The organism is Trichocoleus sp. DQ-U1, from assembly GCF_039961925.1.
Taxonomy (GTDB): Bacteria; Cyanobacteriota; Cyanobacteriia; order Cyanobacteriales; family FACHB-T130; genus FACHB-T130.
The window spans coordinates 1-21241 of record NZ_JAMPKB010000084.1; the positions used below are offsets into that span (position 1 = coordinate 1).

At 46.3% G+C, this 21241-nt stretch carries 23 protein-coding genes; 12 read left to right on the forward strand and 11 right to left on the reverse strand.

What is annotated here, in order from left to right; all coding sequences use genetic code 11:
- Positions 1-273 precede the first annotated feature (273 nt).
- The 3 genes from NDI34_RS23605 to NDI34_RS23615 all read right to left on the reverse strand — a co-directional run bounded on the left by NDI34_RS23605 (position 274) and on the right by NDI34_RS23615 (position 1734).
- Entirely contained in the window at positions 274-615 is a 342-nt protein-coding gene (locus NDI34_RS23605; protein WP_190410620.1) for a 2Fe-2S iron-sulfur cluster-binding protein, read from the reverse strand.
- A 13-nt stretch (positions 616-628) separates the two neighbouring features.
- Entirely contained in the window at positions 629-1009 is a 381-nt protein-coding gene (locus NDI34_RS23610; protein ID WP_190429528.1) for a calcium-binding protein, read from the reverse strand.
- A gap of 71 nt (positions 1010-1080) precedes the next feature.
- Complete coding sequence (locus NDI34_RS23615) at positions 1081-1734, reverse strand: Uma2 family endonuclease (protein WP_190439243.1); 654 nt, start codon at positions 1732-1734, stop codon at positions 1081-1083.
- Positions 1735-1922: 188 nt separating this feature from the next.
- Between NDI34_RS23615 and NDI34_RS23620 the strand changes: the two genes are divergently transcribed.
- Positions 1923-2999, forward strand: coding sequence for an alpha/beta hydrolase (locus tag NDI34_RS23620; RefSeq protein ID WP_348234021.1), 1077 nt, complete (start codon positions 1923-1925; stop codon positions 2997-2999).
- Here the strand turns inward: NDI34_RS23620 and NDI34_RS23625 are convergent.
- Both NDI34_RS23625 and NDI34_RS23630 read right to left on the reverse strand, forming a co-directional pair.
- Complete coding sequence (locus NDI34_RS23625; RefSeq protein WP_348234022.1) at positions 2980-4491, reverse strand: FAD-dependent oxidoreductase; 1512 nt, start codon at positions 4489-4491, stop codon at positions 2980-2982. The two genes, NDI34_RS23620 and NDI34_RS23625, sit on opposite strands and share 20 nt — an antisense overlap.
- 129 nt (positions 4492-4620) lie before the next feature.
- Entirely contained in the window at positions 4621-5127 is a 507-nt protein-coding gene (locus tag NDI34_RS23630) for a DUF1499 domain-containing protein (protein ID WP_190533493.1), read from the reverse strand.
- Here NDI34_RS23630 and NDI34_RS23635 point away from each other — a divergent pair.
- Positions 5126-5596, forward strand: a complete 471-nt coding sequence (locus NDI34_RS23635; protein ID WP_348234023.1) for a tetratricopeptide repeat protein — start codon at positions 5126-5128, stop codon at positions 5594-5596. The two genes, NDI34_RS23630 and NDI34_RS23635, sit on opposite strands and share 2 nt — an antisense overlap.
- 264 nt (positions 5597-5860) lie before the next feature.
- Here NDI34_RS23635 and aroQ read toward each other — a convergent pair whose 3' ends face one another.
- The 5 genes from aroQ to glyA all read right to left on the reverse strand — a co-directional run bounded on the left by aroQ (position 5861) and on the right by glyA (position 10502).
- Positions 5861-6319 carry a type II 3-dehydroquinate dehydratase gene (gene aroQ, locus NDI34_RS23640; RefSeq protein WP_190410627.1) on the reverse strand — a complete coding sequence of 153 codons (459 nt, stop codon included), beginning with the start codon at positions 6317-6319 and terminating at the stop codon, positions 5861-5863.
- 23 nt (positions 6320-6342) lie between these two features.
- Positions 6343-6486, reverse strand: a complete 144-nt coding sequence (locus tag NDI34_RS23645) for a hypothetical protein (protein ID WP_190530292.1) — start codon at positions 6484-6486, stop codon at positions 6343-6345.
- A 167-nt stretch (positions 6487-6653) separates the two neighbouring features.
- The gene (locus tag NDI34_RS23650) at positions 6654-7925 is read right to left on the reverse strand and encodes a competence/damage-inducible protein A (protein WP_348234024.1); all 1272 of its coding nucleotides are present in this window, start codon (positions 7923-7925) and stop codon (positions 6654-6656) included.
- Between the two features lie 36 nt (positions 7926-7961).
- A complete protein-coding gene (locus NDI34_RS23655; protein WP_190410630.1) occupies positions 7962-9020 on the reverse strand; it encodes an MraY family glycosyltransferase in 1059 nt (352 codons plus the stop codon).
- Positions 9021-9218: 198 nt separating this feature from the next.
- Positions 9219-10502 (reverse strand): serine hydroxymethyltransferase, encoded by a 1284-nt coding sequence (gene glyA, locus NDI34_RS23660; protein WP_190410631.1) that lies wholly within the window; start codon positions 10500-10502, stop codon positions 9219-9221.
- A gap of 282 nt (positions 10503-10784) precedes the next feature.
- On the opposite strand from glyA, the gene NDI34_RS23665 reads away from it, so the two are divergent.
- The 3 genes from NDI34_RS23665 to NDI34_RS23675 all read left to right on the forward strand — a co-directional run bounded on the left by NDI34_RS23665 (position 10785) and on the right by NDI34_RS23675 (position 12019).
- On the forward strand, positions 10785-11027 hold the full coding sequence (locus tag NDI34_RS23665) for a hypothetical protein (protein WP_348234025.1): 243 nt from the start codon (positions 10785-10787) through the stop codon (positions 11025-11027).
- Between the two features lie 83 nt (positions 11028-11110).
- Positions 11111-11308, forward strand: coding sequence for a hypothetical protein (locus NDI34_RS23670; protein ID WP_190410633.1), 198 nt, complete (start codon positions 11111-11113; stop codon positions 11306-11308).
- 237 nt (positions 11309-11545) lie between these two features.
- Complete coding sequence (locus NDI34_RS23675; RefSeq protein ID WP_190410634.1) at positions 11546-12019, forward strand: Tic20 family protein; 474 nt, start codon at positions 11546-11548, stop codon at positions 12017-12019.
- 25 nt (positions 12020-12044) lie between these two features.
- Here the strand turns inward: NDI34_RS23675 and NDI34_RS23680 are convergent, their stop codons facing one another.
- Positions 12045-12836 carry a fumarylacetoacetate hydrolase family protein gene (locus NDI34_RS23680; protein ID WP_348234026.1) on the reverse strand — a complete coding sequence of 264 codons (792 nt, stop codon included), beginning with the start codon at positions 12834-12836 and terminating at the stop codon, positions 12045-12047.
- 237 nt (positions 12837-13073) lie between these two features.
- Between NDI34_RS23680 and rpsF the strand changes: the two genes are divergently transcribed.
- From rpsF to NDI34_RS23715, 7 genes are all read left to right on the forward strand, one after another.
- Positions 13074-13406, forward strand: a complete 333-nt coding sequence (gene rpsF, locus NDI34_RS23685) for a 30S ribosomal protein S6 (RefSeq protein WP_190530303.1) — start codon at positions 13074-13076, stop codon at positions 13404-13406.
- 187 nt (positions 13407-13593) lie between these two features.
- A complete protein-coding gene (gene clpB, locus NDI34_RS23690) occupies positions 13594-16257 on the forward strand; it encodes an ATP-dependent chaperone ClpB (RefSeq protein WP_190427932.1) in 2664 nt (887 codons plus the stop codon).
- Positions 16258-16354: 97 nt separating this feature from the next.
- Positions 16355-17365 carry a hormogonium polysaccharide biosynthesis glycosyltransferase HpsE gene (hpsE, locus tag NDI34_RS23695; RefSeq protein WP_190987167.1) on the forward strand — a complete coding sequence of 337 codons (1011 nt, stop codon included), beginning with the start codon at positions 16355-16357 and terminating at the stop codon, positions 17363-17365.
- The gene (locus NDI34_RS23700) at positions 17362-18540 is read left to right on the forward strand and encodes a glycosyltransferase family 4 protein (protein ID WP_190987166.1); all 1179 of its coding nucleotides are present in this window, start codon (positions 17362-17364) and stop codon (positions 18538-18540) included. Before hpsE ends, NDI34_RS23700 begins: the two co-directional genes overlap by 4 nt.
- A 15-nt stretch (positions 18541-18555) precedes the next feature.
- Positions 18556-19725, forward strand: a complete 1170-nt coding sequence (locus NDI34_RS23705; protein WP_190987165.1) for a glycosyltransferase family 4 protein — start codon at positions 18556-18558, stop codon at positions 19723-19725.
- Positions 19726-19917: 192 nt separating this feature from the next.
- Positions 19918-20115, forward strand: coding sequence for a hypothetical protein (locus tag NDI34_RS23710; RefSeq protein WP_348234027.1), 198 nt, complete (start codon positions 19918-19920; stop codon positions 20113-20115).
- A 73-nt stretch (positions 20116-20188) separates the two neighbouring features.
- Positions 20189-21028, forward strand: a complete 840-nt coding sequence (locus NDI34_RS23715) for an IS1634 family transposase (RefSeq protein ID WP_348234028.1) — start codon at positions 20189-20191, stop codon at positions 21026-21028.
- The last annotated feature ends 213 nt before the right edge of the window (positions 21029-21241 follow it).

The window sequence follows — 21241 nt, forward strand, 5'->3', positions numbered from 1 at the left end:
GTTCGACAATGAATATGATTTAGCCCTTGCTGTAATGGACGGCATGGAATCACGGAGTGAACAAGGGGGATATACGTTAGAGCGTTTTAGGTTTAAATCATCCTAGCTACTTACGTCAGCGCGATCGCACTCAACAATCTTCCCTGTAAATACTCGTGTAGCGGCAAGCTTAACCAAATTGTCACTTAACAACATGGCAACAAAACCATCTGTATCTTTAGTTAAAACTGACTAATTGCTAGTCCCGAAATACTGCAAGCATTCGCACAAAAATTATTCAGATTTAGCAGTATCTGGCTGAAAGTAAAGAGCTGATTTATATAACACTTGTTCTTGGTGGGTTTCTAAAGTGCAATCCGACAGCGGATAAGCCACACAGGTAACAGTGTACCCAGCCTCTAGTTCTTTTGGACGTAGAAACTTTTGTTCGCTTTGGTCTACTTCACCACTCACCAACTTGGCGATACAAGCCGAACATTCTCCTTGCTTACACCCAGAAGGTAATCGAATGCCCGCATCTTCAGCCATATCTAGAATATACTGATCGTCTGGCACGGAGATGGTACGGTCAAGCGCGATCGCTGGATTTACCAGCCGGACTTGATAAACTGCCATTAAAACGACTCCTTTAAAACTCGTATCCTCTGTCAAGCCAATAGTGCCAGTCTGCGATTGCTTCCAAGGTTTCGCTATCAGCATCAATCGGTTCTATTTCTGATAAACGAGCCGAGAACGTATCTTCACCTGTAGCATCTTTGTAAAGCACTTCCACAAACATATCGTGCAAGCATTCATCTTCTGATGACATTTCCACTACCTCAACTTCTTTGCCTTCAGTTGAGGATGATTTGCCTCCCTTTCTCACCCACTTAGCTTTAAAGGGGAAGTTGAGATTATCGTTAAGGTAGTAGTACCATCCCATCGCCTGTTCTTCTTCGTCATAGGCATCGACGATTATTTCCATGGCAATGCGATTCTCTCGGATTTCGTCTTCCTCAACGTTAGGCATAAGACATTAGCTCCGGATAATTAAACTTTGAATATAATAAATCTTTCGAGCGATCGCGTCCTCAATTCTCCTCAACAATTGTCGTCACGATGCTCTATTTGCTGTCTTACCCAAGCGCGAAAAGACCGAATCATGGGGATTTCCCCAATTCTTAGGCTTTCTTCCAAAAACCCTGGAATTTCTGTTGTTAAGGGTAAATTTGCAAAAGTAGGAGAACCTGCGCCAGGAACATACACTCCATCTCGCAATTTATAAATTTGCATCACTGGTTCGTCATAACGCCAAACTTCCGGAACACCTAAAGCCAGATAAATTGAAAGTCTGTCAACCGAAGCGCTGGTATAGTCCACCTCCACTGCTAAGTCAGGAGGTGGGTCAATTGTTAAGTCAATATCCCTTTTCTGTCTGATTAGCGGTTCATTTTGAATATAAAAGCAAGAATCCGGTTCAACACCCCGCTGAAGGTCTGGACGCTTACAAGTGAGAGATCCAGCACTTCTGAGGTTGAGGTTCAGTTCCTCAGCTAAAGCGAAAACCAAGTGTTCCAGCAGTCTATTGTTATGCTCATGAGGCATCAGAGGAGTCATAATTTCCAGCGTTCCGCGATCGTAAGCCAGCCGAGTGTTACGATCTTCCCCCATCTCTGCAAGTATTGTTTCAAAAGTCTGCCAACTAATGTTTCTAAGTACACCCCGCCCTTGAGTGGTTTTCGTTGTCGTCACCATAGGACTTAACCCCGCGTTTTCTACCAAGATATCAAGTTGAGTAGGCAGTGTGGATGCGTGAAGCGAAGCGGCTGCTTTCTTGGGCGTCGCATTCTGTATCTAAAGAACGTTGCTGTCAGCAATATTATCAGTAAGATTATTTGATAATCTCTCATTCTGCATACGTAGTTGATAAAGGAGTAAGTTCTGTGACTACCCTAAAAGTGTTATCAATCGCTTCTGCTGGTGCAGTGTTTATTGTTGCTGGTATCGCGGAAACTGCCGCTGCAAAGTTCAGCGATGCTCCTTTATTCAACGATGTAGGTAGCTACAGCACAACAATCTCCGCTAATAATGACTTAGCCGATATTTACTTTCCAAACCCATCAAACCTTAAAACTGGCAACTATTCGTTTCCCATTGCGCTGCTCTTGCAAGGTGCGAATGTTGATAAATCAAATTACACAAATTTTGCTAGTACAGTAGCAAGCTACGGATTCGTAGTAGTTGTACCCAATCCCCAGAAGTCACTGCCAGAGTTCGGATTTACGGGACTTCTACCCGAAACGTCACAATTAAACGCCGTTCTAGCACAAATGGTGAAAGAAAACTCTAACTCTACTTCACCTGTTGCTGGCGTTATCAATACACAGAAACTAGCCTTACTCGGTCATTCCCAAGGGGGTGCTGTCGGACTATCTGCTATTGCCAACCTCTGCCTTCCTATTTTATGTGAAGGCTCCTTCAGCCGACCTAATGAACTCGTAGCAGGAGCGTTTTTCGGTGCAAATTTACGGAACTTCAATACTCAAGAGTTTATTCCCATCAACAATTCAAAAATTCCCACTGCTCTCTTACAGGGAAATCTTGATAGTATTGCTCTTCCTGTCAACGCCCAAAAAACCTACAATCAGATCCAAAATCCTCCTAAAGCATTGATTACCATTTTGGGTGCTAACCACTATGGCATCACAGATACGAACAACCCCATAGGCGCAAGACCAGACAGCAACACTCCGACAGTAACTCAAGATGTAGCAGTAGAAACGGTAGCTCGCTGGAGCGCACTTTTCTTGCGTGCCAGCGTTCTCGATGACAAAGATGCTTTTAATTATGTGTATTCTACAGGGGATGCTCTCGATGCAAATGTGAATGTAACTAGCCAATCAAAGCCAGTTCCTGAATCCTCTTTGACATCTGCATTGATGTTGCTAAGTGGTTTTGGTGCAGTGTTTGGACTGAAGAAAAAAACACAGCTAAATAGTTCTAAGGGAGCCAAATATTAGGTAAGAATGTTTTACCGAAATTACGTATGCTTTGGTTAATTGACCGACCAACTTGAATATGCGGCTCATCCGCCTCTATTGGTAGAATCAAAGCCTTACTCCCACGCCCAAAGCGAGAAATAACCAAATTTGCCGCTTCCAAACCAGTGACATAAGCCTTTTCTTGCGACCAAGAACCGTGACGAGTCACAATCCAATCACCGCTCATAAATACATTCTTGATACTTGTCTCTCCGGGTAACATATACTGATAGCTACCAGGGAAAAAGTGAGTCACTGCACGTGGTAAGCCGATTACACTACTATCGATTACTTTCGCATCTCGAAAAGCCGGGATACAAGTTGCTAAATCTTGTTGTACAAGCGAAACGATTTCTTCATCATTTAAGGGAAGAAACTGATTGGCGTGATAAAAATCTGCTTCAATAACTGTCCCTGGCTCATCGCGGTACTCATCATGTATGGCATTTAAATCGAAAAACGTCCATCCAGTTGTTGCATTAAAACCAAAACAGGCATTGGAAGGATGAGGAATATTAATTTTGCGGTCAAACCATAGGCGAGTTGCCAACACATCAACCGCGCCCAAGTTGTGAATATCTCGAAATTCTTTACGGTTTTGTAAGCTGGGGCTACCAGATATAATCTTCTTCATACCGCTGATACCAACGGCAAAAATAACCGCATCTGCCTCAAAAACTTCATCCCCACAGACAACTGCTGTCGCTTGATTATTGCTATCAACAATTACGTCACTGGCTCGTCGGTTAGCGAGTAATTTTCCCCCTGCTTGTTCGATGCGTTCCACCCAAGGGCGAAAGATCATCTCACCAACCGTTCCGCGACACCAGACGACATCAAAATCGGGTTGGTGAGCCAAAATGAAGTAATAAAGCATACCCAGCGCGGCAGCGGCGGAACATTGTTCTCCAGGGGCAAATAAACCAACCAGCAGCATCGGCTCAAAGGAATCGCGGTAAAGCCGCGCCGAAACCCCAAAATCTTTGAAGAGTTCTCGCGCCGTTACAGAGTCATAGCGTCGCCAAGCTTCGTCGCTATTGTCAAAATCAATAACTGCGTAGAGTAGCGGTAAAGCTGATAGGCGATCGCTTAATGGCAACCGCTTAAATTGCGTGTAGAGAAAAGTTCCAAGTGGAGTGGGAAGTCGCGGTAAGTCTTGGAAAATGGGAGATTCGACTTCTAAACCGGCTGGAGAATACTGGGAGGAACGAGTCCAAGGCGTAAACGGACTCAGCCCTAATTCCTTTACCAAAGAAAAGATATTTCGGTAAGGATACCAGAAACCATGAATCCCCGCTTCTACAGAGCGCCCCCCTGCGGTCTTCCAGCCCGCCACCAAGCCACCCGGATAGGGGCCAGCCTCTAGAAGGGTTACGTCATAGCCTTGACGCGCTAGGTGGTAGGTAGCCCCCAACCCTGCCCAACCAGCACCAACGACGACTATTTTTGGGGTTTGTGTTTCTGTTGGCATCGCGCACATCTCCATTCTGTTTTCAGGATGACAAGAACCCCACCCGCAACCCTCCCCGTAAGCGAGGAGGGGGCGAAGAGGAGCTTTTCTGTGGGGGCGAACCGATTGAAGGGGTTTTATTACTTACACCTAGCTTCTCAGTTCGTTGAGTTTGGCTCTGATTGTCTCTATTCTTTTACGGTTCACCCCCAAATCCGACTGTCCTAGGCGGGAGGCTGAACGAACGTGGATCGTTTTTGCGCTTTCATCGAGATAAAATTCCACGTCATCGACAAACCCCATCAGCGCACTGGTGAATTCCGCGTAGAGGTAATTCTCCGTTTCGGTGATAATTTTGGTTTTCGGGAGGGAGTTGATAACTGTCTTGAGATTAGCGATCGCCTCCGTTGGGGAAGAGTTGTAGGTCAAAGGCTCAATTTTATTCTGGGCATTTTGGCTTTGACTGCTGACACAGTTGGGCGTACTAGGGCAAGGCGCTAGTTGGCCTGACTGGACACCGAGATTAGTGGGTGGTTTTCCGGCAAACACGATCGTTCCTCCTGACAAAGCGGTAGTTGCCCCTATCCAACAGATAGCTGCTAAACATAAGGATAGAGAGATTAGAAGCCAACGCGACCGATTGGAAGTGATATTCATGAATGAATTTTCTATCAATTCGTTACTAGAAGACCTAAAAAATCCTGATGAAACCGTCCGCTATAAGGCTACAGCAGAGCTGTGGCGCGTCTGGTTTCATCAAAAGGGAGCGGTAGGGTTTGAACTACTTGGGCGATCGCAGGCAATGCTGGAGGCAGGAGAGCTTGCCAAAGCAGAGGCGTTACTCACCGACCTGATTGAGACTCAACCAAATTTCGCGGAAGCCTGGAATAGACGAGCCGTTCTTTACTATATTCTCAGGGAGTACAAAAAGGCGCTCCAAGACTGCCAGATGGTGGTTAAGCTCATCCCGTTCCATTTTGGGGCGCTGCATGGGATGGGGTTGTGCCATATCGCACTCGAAGACTACAGTGCTGCTATTCAAGCTTTTCGACAAGCGTTGGAAATTCAGCCTTACGCCTTAGAAAATCAAAGATTGATTCTTGAATGTACCGCACAGCTGAGCTAAGAATTTAAGCTAAGAACGATTCAGCTACAAGCAACAGCACTTGTCACTCAAAACACCCATACATAAGAAGTTTGGCAGTAAATGGCTCCCTAACGGGGAGGGAATAAACTCCAAAAAAACCCGGTCGCTGCTAAGACGACCGAGCCAAGATGCTATGCGTTTAATGAAGCTCATTTTCAGGCGATCGCTTGTTACGCCGGGAAGCAACGCCGAATCGGATCGGTCATCTGTTCCTCAAACAAAGACAATCATTCGCCACGAAGTTTATTCACCGCCACTTTTTTGTCTCAAATGGTGAACGAGAGCGTTTAACCCCAGGCGGTAACTCTCTGCACCAAAGCCGCTGATTTGTCCAATTGCAATGGGTGCGATATAAGAATGATGTCGGAAAGCTTCGCGTCGGTAAATATTACTCAGATGCACTTCTACAGTCGGAAGGTTAACAGCCGCGATCGCATCCCGTATCGCTACGCTGGTATGAGTATATGCTCCAGCGTTAATTAAAATTCCTTGGTGCTGCCCAACGGCATTCTGAATTGCATCCACTAAGACGCCTTCATGATTTGACTGTAAAGTAAAGACCTTACAGTCGAGCGTTTGCCCTTCTTGTTCTAACAGGCGATTAATCTCATCCAACGTCACAGAGCCATAAATCCCTGGTTCTCGGAGTCCCAATAGGTTTAAGTTTGGTCCGTGCAGCACCAGAACAGTAACTATGCCCAAGGTTTCAGCAGCAACTCAATAGACTAACTACGACGGCGCGACGCTCTCTCATTCACTGGAATTGGAATCAGTTCTGGTTCCGGCTCAGCTTCCGGTCCCAGGAGCGTTTCGATGAGCTTACGTGCCCATTCTTTGAGCTTTTCCAACACATTTTCTATATAGTCCATTGAATTGAAAACTCCTGCAATACAACCAGGATGAGTACTTAACAACAGGGCAAACGTGAGAGTTTATGAATCCTATTGTGGTTAAGATTTATTCTAACCCTAGCACATGGAGAAACAGGTGAGTAATCTCACTATGGATGTGTGTGACCGGGCGGCGTCTATCCGTCTTAAGACACATCCGCCGTTAATTTTTTCTTCAACATTGTGCGCCGCAGTTGGTCAAGGGCAATTGAAGCGCTGGCGTACCGAATCGAGTCTCGCTCTCGATTTTGACCCAGCTGGTGCTTAAAACTTTCTACCGTGTCATCCGGCCCCGCTAGACCAATATAGACTAATCCCACCGGCTTGGTTTCCGTACCACCTCCTGGCCCAGCAATCCCTGTGATACTGAGTCCCCAAGTGGTTGAGAGACGTGTTTTTACACCTACTGCCATTTGCTTGGCGACCGCGTCGCTCACCGCACCGACCTGGGCTAAGTCTTCTGGATTGACACCCAAAAGGGAAATTTTCACCGAGTTGTCATAAGAAATGACGCCGCCCAAAAAATAATTGGAACTCCCGGCGACACTGGTTAGCATCTGCCCCAATCCTCCACCCGTACAGGATTCTGCCACCGAAAGCGTTTCCCCGGCTTCTTGCAACAAAAAGCCGACAACAGAAGCAAGAGTGTCAGTGTCAGTGCCGTAATAATCCAGCCCTCCTATCTGCCGCAGTTGTTGTGCCACTGGCTCAATTAGTCCTACCGCTTCCGGTTCTGACGCCGCTCTTGCCGAGACTCGCAGCCGCACCTCTCCGTGAAGGGCGTAAGGAGCAACGGTGGGGTTAGGGAGGTCGAGGAAGGGCGCGACTTTTTCAGCTAGAGCCGATTCCGCAATTCCCCAGAACTTTAACATCCGGCTGTAGATGATTTCTTTGCCCCAGCCTTGATTCTTGAGAAAGGGGACGGCGGTTTCCTGCCACATCCGCTTCATTTCTGAAGGGACGCCGGGGAAAGTCAGAATCGTCAGACCCGTGCGGGGTTGCCAGATAATGCCGGGGGCTGTACCGCCTGGATTGGGTAAAATTGAGGCGTCCTGGGGAATGAGCGCTTGTTTCCGATTGCTGGGGGTCATCTGACGCCCCCGCATGGCGTATTTGCAAGTAATGTCTTCGACGATTTCCGGTTGTTCTACCAAGGGAACGCCAAAAAAATCAGCGATCGCTTCCACGGTCAAGTCGTCGGGAGTAGGACCCAGACCGCCAGTAAAGATCAGCAGATGGGATCTCCCAGCAGCAATTTCCAACACCTGCTTGAGACGTCCAGGATTATCTCCCACCACCGTTTGATAGTAGTGGGGGATTCCCATAGAGGCTAGTTGCTGCGCCAAAAATTGGGCGTTGCTATTGAGAATATCGCCGAGTAGCAGTTCTGTACCAACACAAATAATTTCAGCACTCATGCAAAAGTTTTTTATTTTTTAATTTTGTATTTTTCCTCATTCCTCACTCCTCATACGCGAATTTCGCCAAACTTGCCAGCTGGTATACCCCAACAACAACGTTGCACCCATCGCATAAGCAAGTCCGCTTGGTATTTTAGCCAAAGCTAGGGCTAAACTTCCCACCCAGAGCGTCAAAGCGTAGATAAACAAAACTATCAAACGTTGTGGCAGACCCGCTTGCAGCAGCCGATGATGCAGATGGAATTTATCGCCAATAAAAGGCGAATTGCCTCGCAACAGCCGTTGCACAATCACCGCTGACATATCCACAATTGGCACAGCCAGAATCAGGTAAGGCAGTAATACCGCAGTGACAGCAGTGCTTTTTACTAAGCCAATTACGCCGACACCAGCAAGGGTAAAGCCCATAAAATAGGCTCCCCCATCCCCCATAAAAATCTGAGCGGGGTTGAAATTATATCGAAGAAATCCCAATGAGCCACCGGCAAGCGCTGCGGCAATCAGTGCTGCCGCCGGTTGGTTCATAAACAAACTCACAATCAGCATTACCACGGCAGCGATGCCAGAAACACCAGCAGCTAGACCGTCTAGACCATCAATCCAATTGATGGCATTAGTCAGACCGACCAGCCAAATGACGGTAATCGGCCAGCTAATTGTGTCTGGCAATGTGACCAGTCCAGCAAAGGGAACGGTGAGGAAGTCAATTTGGACGCCGAGGTGCCAAGCCCAGCTGGCAATGATAATTTGCAGAAACAGCCGCAAGAAAGGCGACAAACTAAACAAATCATCGGCTAAGCCAACCAGGAAAAAACCAAGACCACCCAAGATAACGCCCCAAACTTCTAGGGATTTCTCTGCGCTCAAAGCGCCAAATCCCCCGGTTCCCCAAACAATCAGTAGGGCAATAATGGTGCCTGCAAAGATAGAGACACCTCCCACCCGCACGATAGGATGCTTATGGACTTTGCGCTCACTGGGTAAATCAACCAGTCCCTTTTGGAGGCCAATTTTGTTCACAACGGGTGTTGCCCAGAGGACAACACAGGCAGATACGAGAAAGGCAACCAGGTGATACAGCTGGGGGGGCATCTGAAATTAAGTAGGGTACTAGACATCAGAAGGGAGAAATTAAAAAAGCTGTTAGCTGATTGCTAATCGCTATTGATCTTTCATCCTTCAAAACAATCGTCAGGCAGAGTCTACTACATTTCAGACGGGAAGAGGCAGAGGGGGATGGGGAATTAAGCGGGGGAATGGGGAGTAGGGGCATAGCCGCCCCTACGATTTTTATGCCAAGGCTGGTACGGGAATTGTCAGGTGGGGGTACAGGGGGAAGCGATCGCATAATGCTGCCACTCGCCGCCGACATTCCGCCGCCACTGCTTCCTCTTCTGGATTCAGGAGCCGTTCGGCAATAATATCCCCGATTTCTGTAAATTCACCAGTAGACATCCCGCGCGTCGTCATCGCTGGCGAACCCAGCCGCAAGCCACTGGTTACGAATGGCGACTCTGGATCGAAGGGTACGGTATTTTTATTCGCGGTAATGTTCACTCCGCTCACTAGCTGATCGGCTCGCTTGCCAGTCATGCTGATAGAACGCAAGTCTACTAGCATCAAGTGATTGTCAGTCCCGTCAGAAACAATCTTGAAGCCGCGTTTTTGCAACTGAGTTGCCAACGCACGAGCATTTTCAATTACTTGCGCCGAATAAGTTTTAAACGCGGGTTGCAGTGCTTCCCCAAATGCCACCGCCTTAGCGGCAATGACGTGTTCTAAGGGACCCCCTTGAGTACCGGGGAACACGGCTTTGTCTAGTTGCTTGCCGAGTTCTGGGTCGCTGGTCATAATTAAGCCGCCTCTAGGACCGCGCAGGGTCTTGTGGGTGGTGGTGGTGACGACGTGGCAGTGGGGTAGAGGATTGGGGTGATGACCTGTGGCAACTAAACCCGCAATATGGGCGATATCCGCTAATAGATAAGCTCCGACTTCATCAGCGATCGCGCGGAATTTCTCAAAGTTAATGATGCGCGGATAAGCTGAATAGCCGCAAATGATTAACTTTGGACGGTGTTGTAGCGCCAAATCCCGGATCTGATCGTAGTCTAGCTGTTCTGTTTCCTGACTGACTCCATAGTGGCAAACCTTAAACCACTTCCCCGACACATTTACTGGCGAACCGTGGGTTAAATGCCCCCCGTGGGACAAATCCATCCCCATAATCGTGTCTCCTGGCTGCAACAGGGTCAGGAAAACAGCAAAATTCGCCTGCGCCCCCGAATGCGGTTGCACGTTCGCGTGAGCCGCTCCAAATAGCTGTTTGGCGCGGTCAATCGCCAATTGCTCAATTTTGTCGATAAAGTCACAGCCGCCGTAATAGCGTTTCCCCGGCAAACCTTCGGCATACTTATTTGTTAATACCGAGCCTTGTGCTGCCAGCACTGCTGCGGAGGTAAAGTTTTCACTGGCAATTAGCTCCAAGTGGGCGCGTTGGCGCTGGAGTTCTTCGTGGACAAAGCTGGCAACGGTAGGATCGGTTTCGGCTAGAAAGTCTAAGTTTGTTTTACTCACAAAGTGAACCCCTAGAAATAGTGTCAGTCTTCCTTTCAAACTTTGATTCGGGTGCGCTTTCGGTCAACGCCATGTCCGCGCTACTAGCCCAGGTCAGTATTTTCGGGAGTCTTCAATCTTAACGCTGTTGGAGTCGTGTCTCTACCCAACTTTTCTGTTAACACTTGAAGCGAACAATTTTTGGCAACCTTTCATCCAAACTAGCTAACCTGGCGCAGTATGCAATTTTGCTGTATTTCTCTCGCCCATTCATAAGGGGCTAGAGGATCTGGAAAAATTTGCTTGACATTTGATCGCCAACCCCGGATAAATTGGGGTTTAGAAAAAGTTGCCCATGATGTTAACCTTACCCACTTGGCAACCGATGCGATCGCAAACTGCGAGACTTTAGAGGGATTAGACGCCCATACTGTTCAGCTCCCAAAGTTAGGTGCCAAATTTATTTTCTGCCCTCCTCTCTTCCCACACGCACAAAGCGTCGCTTTAGTAACCATCCTCACTCCTACTTTTAGGAGAGGACATTAAGCTGTATGTTAATTTACCATATTTCGCCGAAAACCTGACCTAGAATGGATGCGGGCGAATTAAAGCTCTCGTGGAGGTATTAAATGTTAGTCATTCTTACGGATGAGCAGATACTCTCCCCCAAACAAGTTTGTCAGACCTGTTTACTTGCCGATCAAAGTGGTCAACCCCGCTGGCGTCAGGGGCAGCTCCGCTGCGCTCAAGCGATTCACAAGCTTACCGAAAATCAACCCGATCAATACGAGTGTCTTATGGGCTTCCGGATTGCCAATATTGAGTAATCTCGTTTTGCTCAAGTTTATTTGCTGAAGTTTAAAGCCTGCTGAGGTGCTATTTGCGATTTGGGGTTTAATGGCGATCGCTACTTTCTCTGACAAACAAGAGTGCGCCTACGCTATAGGCTCCTTGTCTTTGATGAGGCACGTCTGACCTAGGGGTGTCCTGGTTGACATCGCATCTGCGTTATCCTGAACTTAGTAATAACTGGCGATAAATATATTATTTCAGGAGAACGCACGATGACTTGGCGTGGTTCAGCAACAGCGAAAGACCGGGTTTTCGCTTGCCTTCCTTATTTACTCCCTTTGCTTTCTGTGCTTCCTTTTGGGGCGTACCTGTTTAGACAGTTTCCTGTCTTAGCACTGATTTTATTGCCGCTACAACCGTTGCTAGCAATTTACAGTATACCGTTTGCCAGTTTAATCATTTTCTTTGTCTTGTTCTTAGGCGTAGTTAGAAACGAAAAGATTAGCCATTTCATTCGTTTCAACACCATGCAGGCACTCCTAATAGACATTGCTCTATTTTTGTGTACTATGGCATTGCAGATTTTGACTCCAGCGCTAGGAACTGGCCTGGTAGGACAAACGCTGTTTAATGTTGTTTTTCTAGGAACGCTTGCTGCCTGCGCCTATTCAGTTGTTCAGTCTGTGATAGGACGTTACGCAGAAATTCCTGGGATTTCAGAGGCAGTTTACAGCCAAGTTCCCTAGTTTCTTGCCGCAGGCAGAATCTTCGTTAGGGCGCGGCTGGTGTGGGACGTGACACAATCGTGTTTTCCATGTGACCGATGCCTTCAATTTCGATGCGAACGCGATCGCCCACTTTCATCGGACCAATCCCTTGGGGCGTTCCAGTCAGCACCACGTCTCCCGGTAACAGCGTCATCACCTGAGAGATGTAAGACACTAGAAAATCGGGCGCAAATACCATCTGATTAATCAGTGCTGACTGCACCGGCTGGGGATCGTCGTTCAGAAAAGTTTGCAAGCGGGCAGCCGGACTCAACTCACGGACGATCCACGGTCCCAAAGGACAAAAAGTATCAAATCCTTTTGCCCGCGTCCATTGAAGATCCTGCTTTTGTAAATCGCGGGCGGTAACATCATTGGCAATGGTGTAACCCCAAATTTTAGTTTGTGCCTCTTCTGGCGTACAGCAATAAACGCGATCGCCAATGATTAAAGCTAATTCGCCCTCGTAGTCCACTCGCTGCGACTGCGGGGGGTAGTGAATTTCTGTCCCCGCTGCGGTTACAGACGTTGGCGGCTTGAGAAATAGTAACGGTTGTTTTGGCACATCCGTCCCCATTTCAGCGGCGTGGCTGGCATAATTTTTGCCCACCGCGATAATTTTAGACGGGGCACAAGGAGCCAGAATTTGATAAGTATCGGGTTCTAACTGCAAATCCGTAGGCTGCCCGTGTAACCAGGGAGGCGCATCAAGCACCTGAACGCCTCGGCTTAGTTGCAATAAACCGTAGTAAGTCTGTCCTTTTGCGGTTCGGACTCGGACGTAGCGCTGCGCCATAATGTTGACTGCTATTTGATTATGCTGATGTATGGTCTGGACGTTGAGGTGAATTTACCCTGGTAACTTTGTACAATTGATGGACTGGTAGTAAGATTTTAATTCCTTGCTTCTTCATCTTTAGACGCTATAGGCTAGCGAGTTGAGATTTTCAAGGTGCGACTTCCATTCCCAATCCCAAACTTCCTAGTCCCAGTGCTAGAAGAAGCCGTCTTGTCCATAAGGAGATTAACAGTAATGCAGATCGTTTACGAAACTATGTACATCCTCCGTCCCGATTTGACCGAGGAACAAGTAAACTTGGCGATCGCCAAGTATCAAGGTATCTTGAGCGACAATGGGGCACACGACATCGAAATCCAGCATCGGGGTCGGCGGCGTCTAGCTCAAGATATCGGCAAGCATCGGGAAGGCATTTATGTTCAAATGAACTACAAATGCAATGGCAGCCAGATAGCGCCGATGGAACGGGCAATGCGTCTGTCGGAAGAAGTCATCCGCTACCTCACCATCAAGCAGGAAGTGCGCGAACCGAAGCCAGAGCCAGTTGAGGCAGAAGCAGTCAGTTAAGTGCGATTGGGGTGGAGTTTCTCCGCCCTTGTTGAGTCGCAAGGTGGACTTTCGTCCCACCCTCCATTCCTTCCCTCACACCAGGGAGGGAATTTTTTTTTATTCGCAATCTAGCAATGAGCCATTGACTCCAGATTGTTATACTGACGTGTGAGACACGGTATTCGACTGAGATTCGTTTTATAAAATGCAGCCTACTGACCCTGCCAAGTTTACTGAGAAAGCCTGGGAAGCCATCATCAAATCTCAAGATGTGGCGCGTCGATTCAAAAATCAGCAGCTAGAGGTAGAGCATTTAACGATCGCGCTTCTGGAAGAAGAAGAAGGGCTGACAAATCGGATTTTGAGTCGAGTCAATGTGGACATCCAGGCGTTAAAGTCGCAACTCGAAGCCTTCACCCAACGCCAGCCCAAAGTCGCTGTCGTTGACCAGTTGTACCTGGGGAGGGGCTTAGATGTCATGTTAGACCGAGCTGAAGCCTCACGAACTACCTTGCAGGACGAATTCATCTCGGTAGAACATCTATTAGTCGGCTTCGTCGAAGATGACCGCATCGGACGCCGGTTGCTCAAAAGCTTCAACTTCGATCGGCAAAAGCTAGAAGCAACGATCAAAGAGGTTCGGGGTACGCAGAAAGTAAAAGACCAAAATCCAGAGGCTCGCTATGAAGCCTTGGAAAAGTACGGGCGCGACCTGACAGAAACAGCCAAATCCGGTAAGTTAGACCCCGTAATTGGGCGAGATGAGGAAATTCGCCGCGTGGTGCAGGTGCTATCTCGCCGGAGTAAGAACAACCCCGTTTTGATTGGGGAACCAGGAGTAGGTAAGACAGCGATCGCAGAAGGGTTAGCCCAGCGCATCATCAACGGCGATGTACCTGAATCTTTGAAGAACCGCCGCCTAATTGCCCTGGATATGGGGAGTCTGATTGCGGGAGCCAAATATCGGGGAGAATTTGAAGACCGCCTCAGATCGGTGCTAAAAGAAGTCATCGATTCAGTCGGTCAGATTGTCCTCTTTATTGATGAGATGCACACGGTGGTTGGTGCTGGTGCCACTCAAGGGGCAATGGATGCGAGTAACTTGCTCAAACCGATGCTGGCGCGGGGAGAACTGCGTTGCATTGGGGCGACGACCCTAGACGAGTACCGCAAGCACATTGAAAAAGATGCGGCACTCGAACGCCGGTTTCAACAAGTCTATGTTAATCAGCCCAGCGTAGAAGACACGGTTTCGATTCTGCGGGGGCTGAAAGAACGTTACGAAGTCCACCACGGCGTGAAGATTACCGATTCTGCCTTAGTTGCCGCCGCCAGCTTGAGCGATCGCTACATCACCGAGCGGTTTTTGCCAGATAAAGCAATTGACTTGGTCGATGAAGCTGCTGCCAAGCTGAAAATGGAGATTACGTCCAAGCCGGTAGAACTAGAGGCAATTGACCGACGGGTGATGCAGCTAGAGATGGAAAAGCTCTCCCTGCAAGGAGAAGGTCAACGGACGGGTTTAACAACCGTTGTGGGTGCCTTCCGTTCTTCTCAAGAGCGTTTAGAGCGTATTGAACAAGAGATTGCCTCCCTGAGCGAAAAACAAGTTCAACTCAGTTCCCAGTGGCAATCAGAAAAACAGCTCTTAGAAGACATTAACGCAGTGAAGGAGGAAGAAGATAAACTCCGGGTGCAAATAGAACAGGCAGAACGCGCCTACGACCTTAACAAAGCTGCTCAGCTGAAGTATGGACGGTTGGAGGTTTTAGGACGCGACCGGGAAGCCAAAGAAGCCCAACTGTTGGAACTGCAATCTCGTGGTGCTGCTTTGCTGCGAGAAGAGGTACGCGAAGACGACATTGCCGAAATTGTCGCTAAATGGACGGGTATCCCAGTCAACCGCCTGCTAGAGTCGGAACGGCAAAAGCTACTCCAGCTTGAATCTCATCTCCACGAACGGGTGATCGGTCAGCAAGAAGCCGTTGCCGCCGTTTCTGCTGCTATCCGTCGCACCCGCGCAGGGATGAAAGATCCTAGTCGCCCGATCGGTTCTTTCCTGTTCATGGGGCCAACAGGGGTGGGCAAAACCGAGCTAGCCCGTGCCTTAGCTCAGTTCCTGTTTGACAGCGAGGAGGCCCTGGTACGGATTGATATGTCCGAGTACATGGAAAAACACGCTGTCTCTCGCCTCGTAGGTGCCCCTCCAGGGTACGTCGGTTACGAAGAAGGCGGTCAACTGTCTGAGGCAATTCGCCGTCGCCCCTATTCGGTCGTGCTGCTGGATGAAGTGGAAAAAGCCCACCGCGATGTGTTCAACATCTTGCTGCAAGTGCTGGATGATGGAAGAATTACCGATTCCCAAGGCAGGACGGTAGATTTCCGGAATACGGTGATTGTGATGACAAGTAACATCGGCAGCGAGCATATTCTCGATCTGGGGGGGAACGAGGACCAGTACGAATTGATGCAGAAGAAAGTAACGGATGCTTTGCGATCGCATTTCCGCCCCGAATTCCTCAATCGCGTGGACGACATTATTCTCTTCCACCGGCTGGAACGTTCGGAACTGCGCCAGATTGTTAGTATTCAAATCAAACAGATTGAGAAGCTGCTAGCCGATCAAAAAATCACCATCGAACTCTCGGCATCTGCCCAAGACCACTTGGCGGAAGTTGGCTACGATCCGATCTATGGTGCCCGTCCTCTCAAACGCGCCATTCAGCGTGAATTGCAAAATACCCTCGCCACAGCGCTGCTAGAAAATACCTTCGTGAGTGGCGACACCATCTTGGTTGATTGTGTGGACAATACGCTGACTTTCAGCAAAAAACAGTCCCTCAGCCTCCTTGAAGCTCAAATCATTTAACAATCATCAGTAGAGACGTTGCCTCTAAACGTCTCTACTGTTAGTCTGAAAGCAATACAACAGCCAAAATTGATGCGACAACGCCAAGAACATATCCGTGGACTTTACTGTAGCCATTTGCACATATAACGGTGCAGAACGTCTGCCCGAAGTTCTAGATCAACTGCTTCATCAAGTTGGTACAGAGGATATTGACTGGGAAGTGCTAGTTGTTGACAACAACAGCAATGACGATACTGCTGCTGTCGTTGCTCGCTATGCAACCAATTGGCGTCAAGATAGCCAGTTGAGGTATATTTTTGAAGCCAAACAAGGCGCTGCCTATGCGCGATATCGAGCCGTACAGGAAGCTAGAAGCAGCGACTTGATTGGATTTTTGGATGATGATAATCTACCAGCAGATAACTGGATAGCCGAAGCTTATCGCTTTGGTAGCGATCGCCCTCAAGTGGGAGCCTATGGTGGCATTATTCATGCCAAACTCGATGAACTACCACCCCCCTACTTTGAGCAAATAAAAGGGTATCTTACTATCTATAACCGAGGTGCAACGCCTTTTCACTACAAGCGTTCCGATAAACCGCGCCGAATTCCTGCTGCACCCGGTTCAGTCATCCGGAAGCAGGCATGGCAAGACGCCGTTCCTCCTCCAGAAAAACTCCTAATACCTGGCAGAGACGAGAAAACAATGGCTGCCGGAGAAGATGCCGAAATAATGTTCTATATTCAAAATAGTAAGTGGGAAGTTTGGCACAATCCCAAAATGGAGATTTGGCATCATATTCCCCCATATCGATTAGAACAAGCCTATCTACTCAGACTGGCTCATGGATATGGCCTTTCCAATCATCTCACGCGAGTCACTCGGTTTTATCGATGGCAGCGTCCCTTCCTACCTTTTTTGATACCATTTTTTACATTACGCAATAGCTTAAAGGTATTAATTTACTACCTAAAAAATAAAAATTCTCTACCCAATAATATTGTGCAAGCTTGTGAATTTCAGTCCCAATTAGGGCAACTTTATAGCCCTTTTTTAGTAATATATAAAAAATTGCCAGTCAAAGGTTTTATTAACGTAAAGGTAAATTTTGAACAAAGTCAATGAAGATAGCATACGCTACTCACTATGATATTTTTAATAACCGTACTTGGCCTCGCAACTTAATTGGGCACTGTGGCACTAATTACTACAAAGCGAAAGCTCTGGAAAGACAATTGGGAACGATAGAGTATATTGGTCCTCTTGAGGAGATGTACTCCCCCTCTTTAAAATTATTATCTAAGGCAAAGAATCGCTGGCATAAGCATCTATCTAAACAAATATATTTTCCTTGGGCAGAACCCGTTGTTAATCAAGGCTATGCATGCCAAATTGCCCAAAAAATTCTCCGAGCTAATCCCGAAATCGTTTTATGTCCAGACATCAATTTAATTTCTTATCTTGACTGTAAGCAACCCACTGTAGTTTGGACAGATGCTTCTTACGCTGGATTGATGAACTTTTATAGTGAGTTTAGTAACCTGTGTAGCGAAACCACCCAGCAATTAACTACTATGGATAAACTTACTTTAGATAAATGCAGTTTAGCTATATTCTCCTCCGACTGGGCTGCTCAGACTGTAATTAATACTTATCAAGTTGACTCTTCTAAAGTCAAAGTGATTCCGTCAGGAGCAAATGTTGAGTGTGATAGAACCTTAGACGATATCAAGGAGATTATTGAATCTCGACCCTTGGATAAATGCAAGCTCCTGTTTTTAGGCGTGGATTGGTTTAGAAAAGGTGGGAACATAGCTTTAGAAGTAGCTAGCAAATTGAATAAAAGCGGGTTGAATGTTGAATTAACAATAGTTGGATGCCAGCCTTTTAAAGATAGTTCTGCTCCTGATTTTGTTGTTAATCTTGGCTTTATTAGTAAATCAACAGCGGCGGGATTAAATAAAATTAGTAAGTTGATAGCTGAATCTCATCTATTAATTGTGCCTTCACAAGCAGAAGCTTATGGCAACGTCTTCTGCGAGGCAAACTCCTATGGAGTGCCTTGTATATCTACCAATGTAGGCGGCATACCAACAGTAATCAAAGATGATGTAAATGGAAAACTTTTTTCAATAACCGGCAGTATTCAAGAATATTGCACCTATATTTATACTTTGTTTAGAAATTATGGAGCTTATAAAAAGTTAGCTTTATCTTCATTTAATGAGTATCAAACTCGTTTAAATTGGTCAGCAACCGCCCAGTCAGCACAAAAGCTGTTTATGGACTTAATTAATTAAGTATAATTACTCGTTATGAAGCTCGCTTATGCTACAACTTATGATGTCTTTAATAGCTTGACTTGGACTAAGTCTCAATTAGGACTGTGTGGTGCTGGAGCCAGCATAGCAAAAGCTTTAAAAAATCAATCTATTGACCTGGAATACTTTGGACCTTTAAATAAGAAAAAATCGGTAATTACTAAAGCTAAGTGGAGTTTATATCGAAACTTTTTTAAAAAAGATTACTACCGCTGGGCAGAGCCATTAGTGCTTAAGGATTATGCATATCAGATATCTGAAAAACTATCTAAATTTAACTCAGACATAGTGCTTTGTCCGGAAAATGCAGTGCCGATTGCTTATCTGGAATGTAAGCAACCAGTCGTTCTGTGGACAGATTCAACACTGGCAGGTTTGATTAATTTTTATCCTTATTTGAGCAACTTGTGTAAGGAAACCAAAGAAAATATATATTTAATGGAACAATCTGCATTGAATAAATGCGAGTTAGTAATTCTCGCGTCAGAATGGGCTGCTCAAACAGCCATTGATATCTATGGAATAAATCCTTCTAAAGTAAAAGTAGTTCCTTGGGGAGCTAATGTAACATGTAATAGAACAATTGATGATATCGACAATGCTATAAAAGCAAGAAGTACAACTCGTTGCAAATTATTATTTATTGGTGTGGAGTGGCTTAGAAAAGGAGGAAATGTTGCTTTAGAAGTTGCTAAAGAACTAAATCGAATGGGTCTAAAAACTCAACTTCAAGTAGTTGGATGCCAGCCGAAGATTAATGAGTCTGAACTCAGTTTTGTTAGCATTAAAGGATTTATTGATAAATCAACGAGTGAGGGTTTAAATGAATTCAATAGACTAATGGCTGAATCCCACTTTCTAATTTTGCCTACTTTAGCAGACTGCTCTCCCCACGTTTTAATTGAAGCAAATTCGTTTGGGGTACCTTGTTTAACCACAAATACTGGTGGTATACCAACTATCATTAAAAATGATTTCAACGGGAAAAGTTTTGAAGTAGATGCTAATATTGCTGATTATTGTAACTATATTGTATCCAAACTAGAAAATTATATTGACTATGAACGCTTAGCTGTCTCATCATTCAACGAGTATCAAGATAGACTTAATTGGAATATTTCTGCTCAAGCCGTAAAAAAACTATTAATTAAGTTAAGAAAATAGAACATATTTCTATTTTTTTCTGAATTTTTGGGGAATTATACTCCGATGAGTAGGAAAGCTAGCTTTTAGAGCTTTATTAAAAAAATAGAAACTTGTAGAGCTTTTTAGTCTTCAATAGCTTAAAGTTAAGTTTCTACTAGTATAGATAAAGTTAATAATACTAATTTTTTAACCAACCAAGGAGATATTTTTATGACGAGCATAAACAAATCTAAAATTTCAGGCGAAGAATATATATCAAAAGACCGGCTCATTAGCTACTATAACCAGGCACGTCTCATTAGAGGTTTAGGACAGCAAGTTAACAACATCCTTGAAATCGGGATTTTTAATTTGCTTTTTACAGAAATGCTCAAGCGGGGTGGATACAACCCACATTCCGCCCTTTGAAGTGTCACATTGAGAATTTAGCCGCATAATTTTCTCAAGGCTGTAGCAAAGGGGGTGCAGGATTAACAGCGAGTTGATTGTCCAGAACCTGGACCATTTGGGCATCGTTGCCGGATTGGTAGACGAGTTGGAGATTGTTGAGCAGGTGAATCAACACCTAGGTGAAGATGCACGAGAGCAGATTAGTCCAGGCTTGGTAGTGAAAGCCATGATTTTGAATGGATTAGGGCTGGTTTCTGCGCCGTTGTACTTGTTTGAAAAATTTTTTGTGGGGAAAGCGACGGAACATCTGTTGGGAGAAGGAGTCCTACCAAAGCATCTCAATGACGACCGATTAGGACGAGTCCTCGACGCGCTGTATTTAGCTGGATTAAGCCAATTGTTTGTGACCATTTGCTTGGTAGCCGTTCGCAAGTTTGGGATCAAACACAGCAGTGCCCATTTCGATTCAACTTCACTTTCGGTAGAAGGGGAGTATTTGCCACAGCCACGGGTTGTAGAAGGGATTTCACCAATTCCTGTTCACATCACCTATGGCTACTCCCGAGACCGCCGACCCGACCTGAAACAGTTTGTGATGAATCTGGTGTGTTGGAGCGATGGAGATATCCCTGCCTTTGTTGAGTTAGTCGATGGCAATCAGTCTGATAAAACCCACTTTGTTGGGTTGATGCAGGCATTTAGGTCCCAGTGCAACTTTGAGGGGTTGTATGTGGCTGATTCTGCCCTCTACAGTGAAGACAATCTGCACCAGTTGTCAGGGTTACGGTGGCTGACTCGTGTGCCGTTAACGCTCAACTGTGCATCCGATTTAGTCAACCAGTTGTCAGAGTCTGCCTTCCAGTCCACGGAACTGGAAGGGTACCGGATTGCCAGTATGTGCTGCGACTACGGCAGTGTCCAGCAGCGCTAGTTTGTGGTCGAAAGCCAGGAGCGGAAAAAGGCTGACCTCAAAAAGTTAGAGAAGAATTTGGCAAAGGCGAAAACTTACGAGCAATCGCGATTGCGACAATTACAGCAGATTGCAGGTATATAGAGTACATTGAGGTCAGTGCATGAACAGGTAGAATGAAACCTTACTCCATCGACTTTCGAGAAAAAGTAGTCAAAGCATACGAACAAGAAA